A 13,549-nucleotide genomic window follows, 5' to 3' on the forward strand; every position below is an offset into this window, starting at 1 on the left:
CGCTGCGCGGCGCGCGTCGGACGCAACGGTACCAATCCCTCACGCGGCGTCCACCCCCGCCCCGGCCCCCCGCCGGCCCCCACCGGCACCGCCCGGCTCACGCCGTACGCCCGCGCCGGGCCCTTTCCGGCGCCCGTGCCGGGGGATCAACGGGAGAGTCCGATGCGGATCACGATCTTCGGTGCGACCGGGCGGATGGGGCACCTGCTGGTCCGGCAGGCGCTCGACGCGGGCCACGACGTCACCGCCTACGCCCGTGACGCGGAGAGGATGCGGACGGCGCATCCCCGGCTTTCGGTCGTCACCGGGGAGCTCGACGACGACCGCGCGATCCTCGAAGCGGTGCGGGGCGCCGACGCGGTCATCGAGGGCGTCGGCTCGGTCAGCGACGGCACCCGCAGGATCATCGGGGCGATGGAGCACGCGGGCGTCAGCCGGTTCGTCGTGGTGTCGACGTGCAGCGTGCCCGATCCGCGGGACCTTCCCGACGCGGAGTTCGCGAGCCTGGTGACGTTCGTGAAGACCGTCGCGCCGGGTCCGTACGCGGAGGTCCGCCGCGCCGCGGACCTGGTGCGCGCGTCCGGCCTCGGCTGGACCCTGGTGCGCGTCGCCAAGCTCGGCGACGAGCCGGGCACGGGACACGTCAAGGTCGGCCACTACGGGCGCGGTGTCGTGGGGCCGTCGATCACGCGCGCCGACATGGCCGCCTTCCTCCTCGGCCAGGTCTCCGACGAGACCTACCTGCGCCAGGCTCCCGCGATCAGCAACTGATCCACGCCGCCTGCCTGGGCGTACGCGGGGATGGTAGGGCAGGCCCTACCCCCGAGGTAGGGGGCCGCCCATGATCGAAAGTAGGGACCGCGTCGCTGCGCCGGTCGGGGCCGCGACGGGACGCTTGAACCAGCGCTCCACGACCCCGACCCCCGCCGCCCGCGGTTCACCATCCCCGGCGGCCGACACAGCGAAGGCGGCCCCCGTGTCCCTGACCATGCTTCCTCCCGCTCCCGAGAGGGCGCCGGCCTCGCCCGCGCCGCGGGACCGCTTCATCGACGTCCTGCGCGTCTTCGGGATGGTCCTCGTGGTCGTCCAGCACTGGACCATGCCGGTCCTGTCGTACGCCCAGGGACGGCTGACCACGGGCAACGCCCTGACGGCGATTCCGTACGTCACCTGGATCTCGCAGGTCATGCCGCTGGTCTTCTTCGCCGGGGGCGCGGCCAACGCGATCAGCTTCCGGTCCGCCGTGCGACGCGCGGGGGATTCGGCAGCGCGGTCCGGTGTGGCGCGGGAGTGGACGGCGCGGCGGGTGCGCCGCCTGGCCTGGCCGGTGGTGCCGCTCGTGGTCGTGTGGCTGCCGCTCCCCCACCTCCTGGTGGCCCTCGGAGTGCCCGCGCAGCCGGTGGAGGTGGCCGCGCGGACGGTCGGCCAGCTGCTCTGGTTCCTGGCGGTCTACCTGCTTGCCGTGGTGGCCACGCCGCACCTGCTGCGGGTGCGGGCCGGAGTGGCCCTGCCGGTGCTGGCGGGCGGCGCGGTGCTGATGGACGTGGTCCGGTTCTCCGGCCTGGAGGCCGCCGGTTACCTCAACGTCGCGTTCGTCTGGCTGACGGTCCATCAGGTCGGGTTCCGGTACGCCGAGGGCGGCCTGGAGTGGCTGACCGGACGGCGCGCCGCCGGGCTCGCGGTGGCCGGGTTCGCGATGGTGGCGGCCCTGGTGGCGACCGGGCCCTACCCCGCCAGCATGATCGGGATGCCCGGCATGATCTCGAACATGGCCCCGCCGAGCGCCTGCCTGCTCGCGCTGTTCGCCGGGCAGCTCGGCCTGGCGATGCTGCTGCGCCCCGGCGTGAACGCGCTGGCCGCCCGGCCCGGGGTCGAGGCGGTGCTCACCGCGCTCGCGCCGCGCATGATGACCGTCTACCTGTGGCACATGACCGCGCTCGTCGCCGTCGCCGGCGTGGCGACCATCGGGTTCGGGCTGGCGACCCCGCACGCGGGCTCCGCGGCCTGGTGGAGCGCCGTCCCGCTGTGGCTGGCCGCCCTGGCGCTGGTCCTGGTCGCGCTCACCGCGCTGCTCGGCCGGTTCGAGGAGCCCGTGGGCGCCGCCGCCCACCGGCACGTGCTGACGGCCGTCCCGCTCGTCGGCGGCGCGCTGCTCACCCTCACGATCACCGGCTTCGCGCCCGGCCCGGCGCCGCTGATCGCGTCCGCCGCCCTGGTCGCGGGCCTGGCCCTGGTCAGCCGGCCCGCAGCTGCCGTTCCGCGTCGTCGATGACCTCCTGCAGGTGCAGACCGTGGCGGGCGTCGAGCGGATGCCCGCCGCCGTCGCGTACCGTCCGCGCGAACTGCCTGACCACCTCGGGGAAGACGTCGCCGAGCTCGGTGCCGAGCAGCGAGGCATTGCCGAGCCGTCCGTACACGTCGATCCGGCTGGGCGGGGTCTCGCCCTCGGCTGCCATGCACAGCGACGCCTCGCTGACCGCGCCGCCCTCGTGCTCGAGCAGCAGGCCGACCCAGCCGAGCGGGTCGCCGTGCGCCCTGACCGCGACCACCCGGCCGAGCGCGGCGTCGAGCAGGTCGATCATGTGCGGGCCCACGTCGAGCACCGCCCCGCGCTCCAGCCGCCAGGGGGTGGCGAACGGCCCGCCGTGCAGGGCGCCGGAGATGTTGGCGGCGTGACCGCCGAAGGGCTCGATCAGCCGGGCCCGGTCCAGGAACTCGACGGTCGCCGCCGAGTAGCGGAACGTGAAGAGCATCTGGGAGGCGACCCCCGCCTCCTCGATCGCCCCGGCCAGGCGCCGGGCGCCGTCGAGGTCGGCCGCGAGCGGCTTCTCCAGCAGCAGCGCCCTGCCCGCCCGGGCCGCGAGCACGCCCAGCTCGGCCTGTACGGCGGGCGGCACGCAGAAGGCGACCGCCTCCGACGCCGCGAACAGGTCCTCCAGCCGCTCGAAGGAGGGCGCGCCGTGGGCGTCCGCCAGCGCTCGCGCCGCCTCGGGCCTGCGCGCCCACACCCCGGACAGCGTCGTGTGCGGCCCTGCCGCGAGGGCGGGCGCGTGCACCATCTCCGCCCACGGTCCAGCACCGACGAGTCCCACCCGCACCGGCTCCATGGCGCCCCCTCTCGGCGGGGACCCTACTGCAGGCCGTAGACGGGCGGAAGGGGGCCGTGGCGCGTGAAATCGGCCGTACGGGCAAGATGGAGCCTCTATGAACGTCATCCTGCTGAGGCACGGCGAGACCGAATGGAGCAGGGCCGGGCGGCACACGGGCCGCACCGACCTGCCGCTGACACCGCATGGCGAGGAGGAGGCGCGCGCCCTGTCCCGCCTGGTGGCGGGCCGGTCGTTCGCACTGGTCCTCGTCAGCCCCGCGCAGCGGGCCCGCCGTACGGCCGAGCTGGCCGGCGCCGGGCCGTACGAGGTGGACCCGAACCTGTGGGAGTGGGACTACGGCGGCTACGAGGGAATCTCCACTCCCGACATCCGCAGGTCACGTCCCGGCTGGTTCGTCTGGCGGGACGGGGTCGTCCCGGGAGACGAGGCGCACCCGGGTGAGACCGTCGAGCACGTCGGGGAGCGGGCGGACAAGGTGCTCGCCCGGATCCGCTCGGCGGACGGCGACGTCCTGGTCGTCGCGCACGCGCACATCCTGCGCGTGCTGGCGGCGCGCTGGCTGTCGCTGCCCGCCGACCACGGCAGATACCTGCGCCTCGACACCGGGACGTACTCCGTCCTCGGCTACGAGCACGGCGACGAGCCCGTCCTGCTCCGCTGGAACGCGCCGGCTTGAATCACGCCTGTCCGATCACGCGTGCCCGATACGCGTGTCTGTTCACCCCTGGGCGACCGGCTGGGGTTGCGGACCTCGGCCGGTCAGCCATTCCAGGACCTTGCGGTGGCCGCGCCGGGCGTCCTCGAAGTGCCCCCACCGCCAGTACCTGGGCTGCTCCCGCACCCCGGTGACCCACGTCCGGTACGCCACCGTCCTGGGCCGCCCGTCCGCCGGGTCGACCGGTGCGGCGACGCCGTAGGTGCGGATCACCACGCGGCCTCCGGGTGCGAACAGCACGTCGTCGGCCACCGGGTAAAGAGTCATCTGGTCCAGCACGGGGTCCCCTTTGTGAGCTTTCCTGGGACTCACTGTGCCGGATCCGTGTTACGCCTCCCGCGTCGCGCTGTTACGGCCGTGAGAAGCGGGTGAACACCGGGTTGCCCCACAACCCGTCAGACCAGGAGGCCGTCGAACTCGCCGTCCTTGACCCCGAGCACCAGAGCCCGTATCTCGTCGCGTGTGTAGATGAGCGCCGGCCCGTCGGGATAGCGGGAGTTACGAACGGCCACGCCGCCGTCGGGAAGCTCGGCCAGCTCCACACAGTTGCCGGTCGAGTTGCTGTGGGCGCTTTTCCGCCAGGTGACCCCCGCGATGTCGGTGGCGGGCATCCCGTTATATGTCTGCATTCATGTCTCTCTGAGAAGTTCGCCGAGGATCTCGGCAGTGCCGCCGGGCGTGGTGCTCTCCACGCACAGCTGCTCCATGGCCGTGAGGTAGGGATCGATGTCCTCACGTTTGTCCAGGTAGAGCGCACCCCAGAGCTGCTCGACGTAGACCACGTCCGAAAGGTCGGACTCCGGGAAGCGGAGGATGGTGAACGCGCCTCCCTCGGCCGCGTGCATCCCGTAGCGAAGGGGCATCACCTGAAGGGTGATGTTGGGCAGCGTGGACACCTCCAGCAGGTGCTGGAGCTGTTCCCGCATCGTCGCACTCCCTCCGATGGGCCGCCTGAGCGCGGCCTCGTCGATGACGGCCCACAACCGGGGGCCGTCCTTGCGCGTGAGCCTCTCCTGCCGCTGCATGCGCAGATGGACGCGCTGTTCGAGCTCGTCCTCCGAGGCGTCCGGATGGCCGAGCATGATCACCGAGCGGGCGTACGCCGCCGTCTGCAGCAGGCCGGGCACGAACTGCACCTCATAGGTGCGGATCACGCTGGCGGCCTCCTCCAGGCCGATGTAGGTGACGAACCAGTTCGGCAGCACCTCGCCGAACTTGTGCCACCACCCGGGCGTGTTCGCCTCGCGGACCATCTCCAGCAGGCCACGCCGCTCGGCGTCGTCGTGGACGCCGTACAGCGTGAGGAGGTCTTCGACGTCACGTGTCTTGAACCCGACCCGGCCGAGCTCCATCCGGCTGATCTTCGACTCCGAGGCACGGATGTGGAATCCGGCGACCTCGCGGGTCAGGCCCCGCTGCTCGCGTAGCCGGCGAAGACTCGCGCCGAGCATGATGCGTCGAACGGTGGAACCGGATCCGGGCGGATCTATGGACACGTGCTATTCCTCCGCTTTGTGGACTGGTTCACAGTCTGTCAAAGATCGCCCCCTTCGTCCCAGTGGTGTTCGGGGGTAACCGTAGCGCTTGCACAACGCGCTTGCACGTGCATTCGCTCTTGCACATGCACGGGAGTGTCCCCCATCATGATCCCGTGCAGCCCACGAACCTGACTCGTGGCCAGAACCAGTGGTCGGCGCTCGACTGGTGGCCGCCTATCGGCTGGTGGCCGGAGCCCGCACGCGATCTCCTCGTACCCGGGTCGGCCACCGCCAGCGCCACCTTCGTCTTGCCGCCCCGCGCGGAGTCGGTCCACTCGGCGCGCAGCTTCGCCGCCGGGGCCCTCTCGGGCTGGCAGTTGGCGGACCTGCTCGACGGGATGGAACTGGTCGTCTCGGAATTGGTCACCAACGCCCTGCGGCACGGCATGACGCTCGCCGACAGCCGCGCGCGGGAGGCGATGCGGCTGTCGCTGATCCGGCGGGGCGCGCACGTGGCCTGCGCGATCACCGATCCCGGATCGTCCGCGCCGGTGCTGCGGGACCCGACGCCCTTCGAGCCGGGCGGCCTCGGGCTGCACATCGTGGAGTCGCTGAGCGTGTGCTGGGGATGGTGCCCGCTCGCCCCGCAGGGCAAGGCGGTGTGGGCCGTACTGGCGGCCTGAGCCAGCGCGGCCTGAACAGGGGCCGGCGGCCGGACGGCGGGGCCACGCGCTTCGCCGGAGGTTTCGGCCGCCCCACGCGGGGGGCTGCCGCTCTCCGATCAGGAGCACCGGAAAACCTAACCCGATCGCCAGATCTACCTGTCGCCGGTCATGGTCCGCCGGCCGAAGAGCGCTCCCGTGCAGCCCGGAATGCATGGGAGCGCCCTCCGGCCGGCGGCCCGGATTCCCCGGAACCACCCCTGAGGCCGGGCGCGGCACGCGATGATGGGCTGAGAGCGGGCCGTGACGGCCCGGCGGCGTGCTCGTTCCCCATCGATCGGCGGAGAAATATCGTGATCTCGGGATCCGTGACATTGCGCTCTTTGTTCGCCCACGGACCCCGCCGAGACTGTGATCTGCACTACGGTGGCTTCCTGGGACTCCCGAGAGATCAACGATGGACGATCACCTAATCGGCTGGCTGACCAGTCTTGACGAAGACAGGCTGGCCCGCGTGCTGGCCAACCGGCCGGACGCGATAGCCGCGCCGTGGCCCCGGCGCCTGGACGCCCTCGCGCAGCGCCTGACCGAGACCTTCGCCGTCATGGAGGTCATGCGCGGCCTCCCCCTCCCCCCGCTCGAACTCCTCCAGGCGTGCCTGGTCATCGGCGGCCGTCCGACAGAGGACGAGCTGGCCCGCTTCCTCGGGGTGAGCACCTCCGCGGTGATCCCCTGGCTCGACCACCTGTACGACCACGCCGTCGCCTGGCCCGGCCGCGACGGCAGGATCACGGCGGCCGAGGCCGTCGCCCGCTGGTGGACCGCGCCCTGCGGCCTGGGCGAGCCGCTCGGCGCCTACCTCGACTCCTGGAAGCTCAGCACCGACGCGCTGCGCCGCATGTGCCGCGTGCTCGACCTGCCCCCGCACGGCGGCAGGCGCCAGGTGATCGCCCGGATCACCGCGCTGCTGGGCGACTGCGAGCGCCTGGGCACGCTTCTCGACGACGCCCCCGACGGCACGCTCGGCATGCTCGACGACTTCGCGTGGGACGGCCCGGTCCGCAGCGTGAACGGCAACAGGTTCATCACCCCGGGCACGCCGGAGAAGTGGGCCCTCGACCGCGGCCTGCTCTTCCGCACCCAGTGGGACCTGGCGGAGATGCCGCGCGAGGTCGCGCTGGCGCTGCGCGGCCCCGACTATCGCGGGCCGTTCACGCCGTACCCGCCCGACCTGGCCACGTCGGAGGCCGACGCCGACGCCGTCGAGCACGCGATGTGCCTGGCCGCGCCGCACGTGCTCGACCGGGCCACGGCGCTGCTGGAGAACGTCGACAAGACGCCGCTGCCGCTGCTCAAGAGCGGCGGGGTCGGCGTGCGGGAGATCAAGCGCCTGGCCAGGGAGACCGGCTGCGCCGAGGACGAGACCCGGCTGCTGCTGGAGGTCTGCGCGGTCGCCCGGCTGATCGCGATCGACGAGGAGGCGGGCGGGCTGACGCCGGCCGGCCGATACGACGCGTGGCGGCTGGAGGAGGCGCCCATGCGGCTGCGCGTCCTGCTGGCCGCGTGGTGGCGGATGGAGCGCGCGTCGCTGCGCCGGATGGAGGGCCGCCACCCCGCCGCGCTCGGCGACGACCCGGCCGGCGAGACGATCGCCAGGATCCGGTGGGCCCTGTTCGCGGCGCTCGCCGAGATCCCCGCGGGCAGGGGCTTCGCGACGCTGCCGGAGCTGGTGCAGCGGGTGCACTGGCGCGCCCCGCTGCTCGACCGGGAACTGCTGGACGGCTGCGCGGCGGCCGTGCTTGAGGAGGCCCGCATGCTCGGGCTCGTGGCCTGCGACGCGCTCACCGGCCTCGGCCGGGCGCTCGCCCCGCTCGCGGGCGTGGCCGGGAACGAGAGCCACGAGTGCGTGCCCGAGGTCGAGCACGACCCCGCGCTGGCGAAGGCCGCCACGCACGCCATGGCGAGCGCGCAGCGCACGGCCCTGTTCGGCGCCGACCTCACCGCCGTGGTGACCGGCCCGCCGTCGGTCGAGCTCGCCGCGCTGCTCGACCGCGCCGCGGACCGGGAGTCGCAGGGCGCGGCGTCGGTGTGGCGGTTCAGCCCCGCGAGCGTACGGCGGGCCCTGGACGGCGGCGACACGGCCGACACGCTCATCGCCGACCTGTCGGAGGCGGGGACGCTCCCCCAGCCGCTGACCTACCTGATCAGGGACGTGGCGCGGCGGCACGGCGAGGTCACCGTGTCGTCGGTCGGCTGCATCGTGCAGGGCTCCGACCCCGCGCTGCTCGCCGAGATCGCCGCGCACCGGAAACTGGCCAAGCTGGGCCTGCGGCTGCTGGCGCCGACCGTGCTCGCCGGCGCGGCGCCCGCCGCGGCCACGCTGGCCGCCCTCAGGGAGGCGGGCTACGCCCCCGTGCCGGTGGACGACACCGGAGAGATCACGATCCGGCGCGAGCCGCAGGGCGGGCGGCTGATCCTCCTGCCCGGCGGGCGGGTCGCCGAGCTCGAACCCCCCGGCCCCCTGCTGGAGCCCCCGCCGGACCCGCGCGAGCACGCCAGGCGGCTGCTGGTCAGCGGCGGCCCGGTGGCGGCCACGGCGCAGCCCCGCCAGACGTGGGCCGTCATCGGGCGCATGGCGACCCGGCTCCCGGCGGCGCAGCAGTCGCTGCTGGGCTTCGTGGTGGACCGCGACGTCCGCGCGCTGATCACGCTGGCCGACGGGGTCACCGCGACGGTCAGCCACGGCGAGCTGCGCAGCGGCGTGCTCGACGCGTGGTGCGAGGAGGCCGGCGACTACCTGGAGTTCCCGCTCAACGAGATCGCCTCGGTCACCGCCGACTGCTGACGCGCCTTCAACGGACGCCGCAGCGGCGCAGGACGAGCAGGGCCAGGGCGCGGGTGACGTCGCGGACCTCCCGCAGGTCGACCTGCTCGCGCGGGGCGTGCGCGAAGCGGACGTCGCCCGGCCCGTAGTGCAGGGTCGGCACGCCCGCCCCCGCGTACAGGCGCAGGTCGCTCCCGTACGGCGCGGCGGTCCGGTCCGGCCGCGCCCCGGTCACGTCGGCCACCGCCCGGGCCGCCTCCTCCCCCAGCGGGTGCCCCTCGGGCAGCCGGCCGCTGGCGAACTGCCCGCCCGGCCAGGTGACGCTCACCGGATTGTCCCGCAGCCAGGGGTCGTCCAGATCGGCGAGCGCCGTCTCCAGGGCGGCGCGGGCGTCGGCCGGGTCCTCGTCGAGCCGGACGCCCAGCCGTCCCTCGGCCACGAGCAGGTCGGGCACCGTGCTCGCCCAGTCGCCCGCGCGCACGGTGCCGATCTCGATCGGGTACGGCAGCGGGTTGCCCGCGAAGAGGGAGTCGGGATCGGCGTTGCGCTCGCGTTCGAGCCGCCGGACGGCCTGGAGCACCGGCACGAACGCCTCGACGGCGTTGACCCCCTCGTAGCGGGTGGCGCCGTGCGCGGCCCGGCCGGCGACCTCCAGGCGGAAGGTCAGCGCACCGGCGTTGGCGGTGATCAGCTTCCCGCTGGTCGGCTCGGTGATCACGGCCGCCTCCCCGGTGTGGCCCCTGGCCAGGGTGGCGAACGCGCCGAGCCCGCCGTCCTCCTCGCTGACCACGCAGTGGACGGCCAGGGGACGCGCGAGCCGTACGCCGGCCACGCGCAGCGCGCGCACGACGGCGAGGTTGGCGGCGAGACCTGCCTTCATGTCGCAGGCGCCCCGGCCGTGCAGGGTGGTCGCGGTGAGGCGGGCGCCGAACGGGTCCTGCCCCTCCCACTTGCCCGGATCGCCGATCGGCACGACGTCGGCGTGCCCCTGCAGGATGAGCGCGGGCGTGCCCTCGCCCTCGGTGACGCCGACGACGCCGTATCCCTCGGCGCGCTCGGCCTCCATGCCGGGGAACCCCTCGCGGGAGCGGAGATCGTCGAGGTCGAGCTTCCACATGTCGACGTCGAGGTCCCATTCGGTGAGCATGCGGGCGCACCTGTCCTGCAGGTCCGACTCGGCGTCGGTGCCGGTGACGCTCGGCACCCGGACCAGGTCGGCCAGGAGGCGCACGGTCTCCGCCTCGTCGAGGGCGTTCAGGACTCTCGCTTCGACATCCATGCCGGAGACTGTAAGGCCTCCCCCCGACCGGCGTGGAGCCCCGGATGCACGTGCAGACGCGTCGTACAGTGGATCTTTCGCGAAGGAGTCCGAGGATGGCGAGACTGACGGCCGGCTGGGTGGGCCGCCCCGGGATCTGGCGTGGGCTGCTCGCGTGGCCGGCGGTCGCGCCGTTCGGGCTGTGGGCCCTGCTGCGGCTGTTTCCCGGCGACGTCCACTTCCGGTGGGTGCAACTGGTGGCCTTCACGCCGTACGTCGCCCTCGCCTCGGTCGTCGCGCCGCTGGTCGCGCTGCTCGTGCGGCGCCCGGCGGCGCTGGTCGCGGGCCTTGCGGTCACCACGACGCTGGCGGCCTGTGTGCTGCCCCGCGCGCTGTCCGACCCGTTTCCGCACGGCTCGGCCGGTGCGCGCGCGCGGGCGGCCGGCGCCGCCGGCCCGGCCCTCCGGGTCCTGTCGGCCAACCTGCTCCACGGCTCCGTACCGCCCGCCGTGCTCGTGGACCTCGTGCGGCGGCTGCGCGCCGACGTCCTGACGCTGCAGGAACTGACCCCGGAGGCCTCGGCGGGACTGCGTGCGGCGGGCCTGACCGCGCTCCTGCCGTACGCGGACGACCGGGCCCAGGAGCGCTCGAGCGGCTCCGGGCTCTTCACGCGGTTCCCCCTCCGGCCGGAGGAGCTCACGGCCTTCGACGGCCGCCGGCAGGCGGCGGGCATCGTCGAGGTCCCCGGCGCCGGGCCCGTCGCCGTCGTGTCCGTGCACCCGTGCGCCCCGCGGTATTCGTTCCGGTTCAAGTGCTGGTCCAAGACGCTCGCCTCGCTGCCCGGTCCAGGCGGGTCCGTACGGATCCTCTCCGGGGACTTCAACGCGACGCTCGACCACGCCAGGGTCCGGCGCCTGCTCGACGCGGGCTACCGGGACGCGGCCGACGCGACCGGCAACGGCCTGGCCGGCACCTGGCCCTACCGGAGGTCGTCGGACTTCGGCGGCCTGCCGGTGCCGCCCGTCACCCTCGACCACATCCTGGTGGACCCGCGCGTCGCCGTCCGGGCGTTCGGCGTCCACCGGCTGCCGGCGACGGACCACCGGGCGATCTTCGCCGAACTGGTCCTGCCTGCCGCGTCCCGCGCCTAGAGCCTGTATCAAAGCCTCTCGCAACCGGGAGACGCCAGGGCGGGGTTGTTCTAGAACGAAAGGCCGGGCGATTCGTTAGCTGATGGTTCGGAGCCCGGGCCACATCGCGGTCCACGACGACTTCAGGCCGGTGCAGACCGAGACGGCCTTGCCCTGCTCCCCGTTCGGTACGCCCAGTCCGTTGTCGATCCGGGCCACGTCGTGGCAGCCGACGAAGAACCTGCTCCAGTCGGTGGGCCGCCAGTCGCCGACGTGGACGACGACGGTGCGTTGAGCCGGTGGCGGGCCCCATGACCAGTACGAGTTGTGACCGGAGTAGATGGGGGGCAGTCCCGATCCGAGCAGGTCGAGTGCGCTCGCCTCGCTGTAGTCGTTGGTCAGGATCACCGCTCGGGCGCGCTCGTCGGCGGGCAGGGCTGCCACCGCGCCCTTGACCGTGGAGACGAACGCCGGCCAGCCGATCTGGTTCGCGGTGTCCGGCACCGTGGCCGGAAGGGTGCTGGCGGCATAGGTGGCGACGGGCAGGACCGGCAGGGTCAGGTACGCGAGGAGCAGACCCGAGACCAAGGCGGCGACGGTGAAGATTGCCCCCTTGATGCTGGCGTGGCCGCGTACGAGCCAGCGGTCGACGACGATCGAACCGGCGGCCATGAACGCGGCCGCGGTGCCGATCGCATAGTAGGCCTTGCCTCCAGTCGCGACGACGAGGACGAGCGCGACGGGGCCCGCGATGCCGATCGCCCGCCACGGAACCGCGTTCCTCGAACGCAGGAGCCAGACCGCTCCGGCGAGGCTCACGGCGAACAGGATCGGACCGGTGAAGAGCCAGAGCAGCGGCACGATCTGGGCGCGGTTGTCCGCCGCGTACCCGGCGATGCGCGAGGCCATGGTGAGCTGGGGCCAGCCGTTCGTCGCCTGCCAGACGAGGTTCGGCGCCCAGAGCAGGAGAGCGATCCCGATGGCCGCCCACGGCCACGGTGAACGGACGACGTCCCAGCGCCGGGCGGCGAGAAGGCCCAGCGCCAGCCCCGCGGCCAGGAACAGCAGGGTGTCCTTGTTCTGCAGCCCTATCCCGGCGGTCAGGCCCACCGCCAGCCACAGGCGCCGGTCGGCACCGGCGAGAAGCCGGACCGCCAGCCACAGGATGAGCGCCCAGGCGAGCAGGTCGAGACCTGTGGTGGTGTCCATGTGGCCAGCGGCGAGATAGCCGGAGACGGCGGCCGTGATGGCCGCCAGGAACTGCGCCCGCCGAGACCCGCCGAGGTCGCGTGAGATGAGCGCGACGAGGACGACGACGAGCGCCGCCTCCACGGCCGGCAGCACCCGGACCGCGGTCGGCGAGACGCCCAGCAGGCCCACCGAGGCGGCGGAGAGCAACGGGGTCAGCGGCGGCTGGTCGACGTAGCCGAAGGCGGGATGCCGGCCCGCCACGACGAAGTACATCTCGTCGCCCAGGAAGCCGTAGGCGCCCGAGAACGCCAGCAGCAGAGCGACTACCAGACCAGCCATCAGGACCACCGGCCAGGGGACGACGAAGGACCGGGTGCGCTGGGTGATGTCCGGCATTGTCACAGTGTGATCGCGCTACCGCCACGGCGCTAGCCCGGACGAGTCAGGAGATCTCCGCCATCGCGGGTGCCGGGAAGGCGAACCGCGGCTCCGCTCCGGACCTCCACACGCCGATCGCGAACGCGGCCGTCGCCTCGATGTAGACCGCGCGGGAGAGCCCTCCGCAGGGCATCGGCGTGCATCCCATCGACGTGATCAGCGCGGCGGTCCGGTCGAGGCTGCCCGGATCGTCGCCGCAGAACGGCACGGCCAGCGGGGCGCCTTCGAACGCCGGCCGCGGCAGCGTCCAGATGCTGTCGTGGCACAGGTTGAACGCCTTGACCACATGGGCGTCCGGCGCGGCGTCCGCCGTCAGCCGGGCGACCGAGGTCGTGCCGCCCGTCGTCAGCGTCAGCCCGTCGTCGCCCAGCTCGATGGGATTCGAGCAGTCGATAACGGTCCGCCCGGCGAGGACGGCCGCGAGCCCGTTCACCAGCTGCGGCGCCACACCGGCGGGAACCGCCGCGAGGACGAGTTCGCCGTGGGCCGCCGCGTCCGCGAGCGTTCCGTCCTTCGCGGCGCCGATGCGCGCCGCCGTCCGGGCCGCCGCGGCCCGGTCGCGTCCGCCGACGAGCACGTCGTGCCCCGCGCGGACCCAGGCGCCCCCCAGTGCCGTGGCCATCCCGCCCGTGCCGAGGATGCCGATGCGCATGGTCGTCTCCGTCCCTAAGTGAGCCAAGGCCCACGACGTTAGGGCGGCCGACGCACACCGGACGGTGTCCTTCGGACCGGGCAGGATGAGG

At 73.5% G+C, this 13,549-nt stretch carries 13 protein-coding genes; 6 read left to right on the plus strand and 7 right to left on the minus strand.

From position 1 onward, the window contains the following. The first annotated feature begins 162 nt into the window (after window positions 1-162). Complete coding sequence (locus ACQEVJ_RS31925; protein ID WP_433107499.1) at window positions 163-771, plus strand: NAD(P)-dependent oxidoreductase; 609 nt, start codon at window positions 163-165, stop codon at window positions 769-771. 205 nt (window positions 772-976) lie between these two features. After that, window positions 977-2,272 carry an acyltransferase family protein gene (locus tag ACQEVJ_RS31930; RefSeq protein ID WP_433107501.1) on the plus strand — a complete coding sequence of 432 codons (1,296 nt, stop codon included), beginning with the start codon at window positions 977-979 and terminating at the stop codon, window positions 2,270-2,272. On the opposite strand, the gene ACQEVJ_RS31935 is transcribed toward ACQEVJ_RS31930, so the two are convergent. Further along, window positions 2,235-3,107 (minus strand): Gfo/Idh/MocA family protein, encoded by an 873-nt coding sequence (locus ACQEVJ_RS31935; RefSeq protein WP_433107503.1) that lies wholly within the window; start codon window positions 3,105-3,107, stop codon window positions 2,235-2,237. The two genes, ACQEVJ_RS31930 and ACQEVJ_RS31935, sit on opposite strands and share 38 nt — an antisense overlap. 97 nt (window positions 3,108-3,204) lie before the next feature. On the opposite strand from ACQEVJ_RS31935, the gene ACQEVJ_RS31940 reads away from it, so the two are divergent. Continuing rightward, window positions 3,205-3,786 (plus strand): histidine phosphatase family protein, encoded by a 582-nt coding sequence (locus tag ACQEVJ_RS31940; protein WP_433107505.1) that lies wholly within the window; start codon window positions 3,205-3,207, stop codon window positions 3,784-3,786. A gap of 42 nt (window positions 3,787-3,828) precedes the next feature. Here the strand turns inward: ACQEVJ_RS31940 and ACQEVJ_RS31945 are convergent, their stop codons facing one another. From ACQEVJ_RS31945 to ACQEVJ_RS31955, 3 genes are all read right to left on the minus strand, one after another. Further along, a complete protein-coding gene (locus ACQEVJ_RS31945; RefSeq protein WP_433107507.1) occupies window positions 3,829-4,104 on the minus strand; it encodes a hypothetical protein in 276 nt (91 codons plus the stop codon). A gap of 116 nt (window positions 4,105-4,220) precedes the next feature. Continuing rightward, window positions 4,221-4,454, minus strand: a complete 234-nt coding sequence (locus ACQEVJ_RS31950) for a DUF397 domain-containing protein (RefSeq protein ID WP_079314287.1) — start codon at window positions 4,452-4,454, stop codon at window positions 4,221-4,223. Beyond that, window positions 4,455-5,276 (minus strand): helix-turn-helix domain-containing protein, encoded by an 822-nt coding sequence (locus ACQEVJ_RS31955; RefSeq protein WP_433113089.1) that lies wholly within the window; start codon window positions 5,274-5,276, stop codon window positions 4,455-4,457. It abuts the gene before it with no gap. Between the two features lie 200 nt (window positions 5,277-5,476). Here ACQEVJ_RS31955 and ACQEVJ_RS31960 point away from each other — a divergent pair, with 200 nt between their 5' ends. Both ACQEVJ_RS31960 and ACQEVJ_RS31965 read left to right on the plus strand, forming a co-directional pair. Beyond that, window positions 5,477-5,986: an ATP-binding protein gene (locus ACQEVJ_RS31960; protein ID WP_433107509.1), complete on the plus strand. Its 510-nt coding sequence runs from the start codon at window positions 5,477-5,479 to the stop codon at window positions 5,984-5,986. A 436-nt stretch (window positions 5,987-6,422) separates the two neighbouring features. Further along, a complete protein-coding gene (locus ACQEVJ_RS31965) occupies window positions 6,423-8,810 on the plus strand; it encodes a helicase-associated domain-containing protein (protein WP_433107511.1) in 2,388 nt (795 codons plus the stop codon). 7 nt (window positions 8,811-8,817) lie between these two features. On the opposite strand, the gene ACQEVJ_RS31970 is transcribed toward ACQEVJ_RS31965, so the two are convergent. Next, on the minus strand, window positions 8,818-10,068 hold the full coding sequence (locus ACQEVJ_RS31970) for an ArgE/DapE family deacylase (RefSeq protein ID WP_433107513.1): 1,251 nt from the start codon (window positions 10,066-10,068) through the stop codon (window positions 8,818-8,820). A gap of 95 nt (window positions 10,069-10,163) precedes the next feature. Here ACQEVJ_RS31970 and ACQEVJ_RS31975 point away from each other — a divergent pair, with 95 nt between their 5' ends. After that, window positions 10,164-11,198 (plus strand): endonuclease/exonuclease/phosphatase family protein, encoded by a 1,035-nt coding sequence (locus tag ACQEVJ_RS31975; RefSeq protein ID WP_433107515.1) that lies wholly within the window; start codon window positions 10,164-10,166, stop codon window positions 11,196-11,198. Window positions 11,199-11,273: 75 nt separating this feature from the next. Here ACQEVJ_RS31975 and ACQEVJ_RS31980 read toward each other — a convergent pair whose 3' ends face one another. Both ACQEVJ_RS31980 and ACQEVJ_RS31985 read right to left on the minus strand, forming a co-directional pair. Further along, complete coding sequence (locus ACQEVJ_RS31980; RefSeq protein ID WP_433107517.1) at window positions 11,274-12,764, minus strand: ArnT family glycosyltransferase; 1,491 nt, start codon at window positions 12,762-12,764, stop codon at window positions 11,274-11,276. A 46-nt stretch (window positions 12,765-12,810) separates the two neighbouring features. Beyond that, the gene (locus ACQEVJ_RS31985) at window positions 12,811-13,458 is read right to left on the minus strand and encodes an NADPH-dependent F420 reductase (protein ID WP_433107519.1); all 648 of its coding nucleotides are present in this window, start codon (window positions 13,456-13,458) and stop codon (window positions 12,811-12,813) included. Window positions 13,459-13,549: the final 91 nt, after the last annotated feature.

The sequence above is a fragment of the Microbispora sp. CA-102843 genome (genome assembly GCF_050936215.1).
In the GTDB taxonomy this organism is placed as follows: domain Bacteria; phylum Actinomycetota; class Actinomycetes; order Streptosporangiales; family Streptosporangiaceae; genus Microbispora.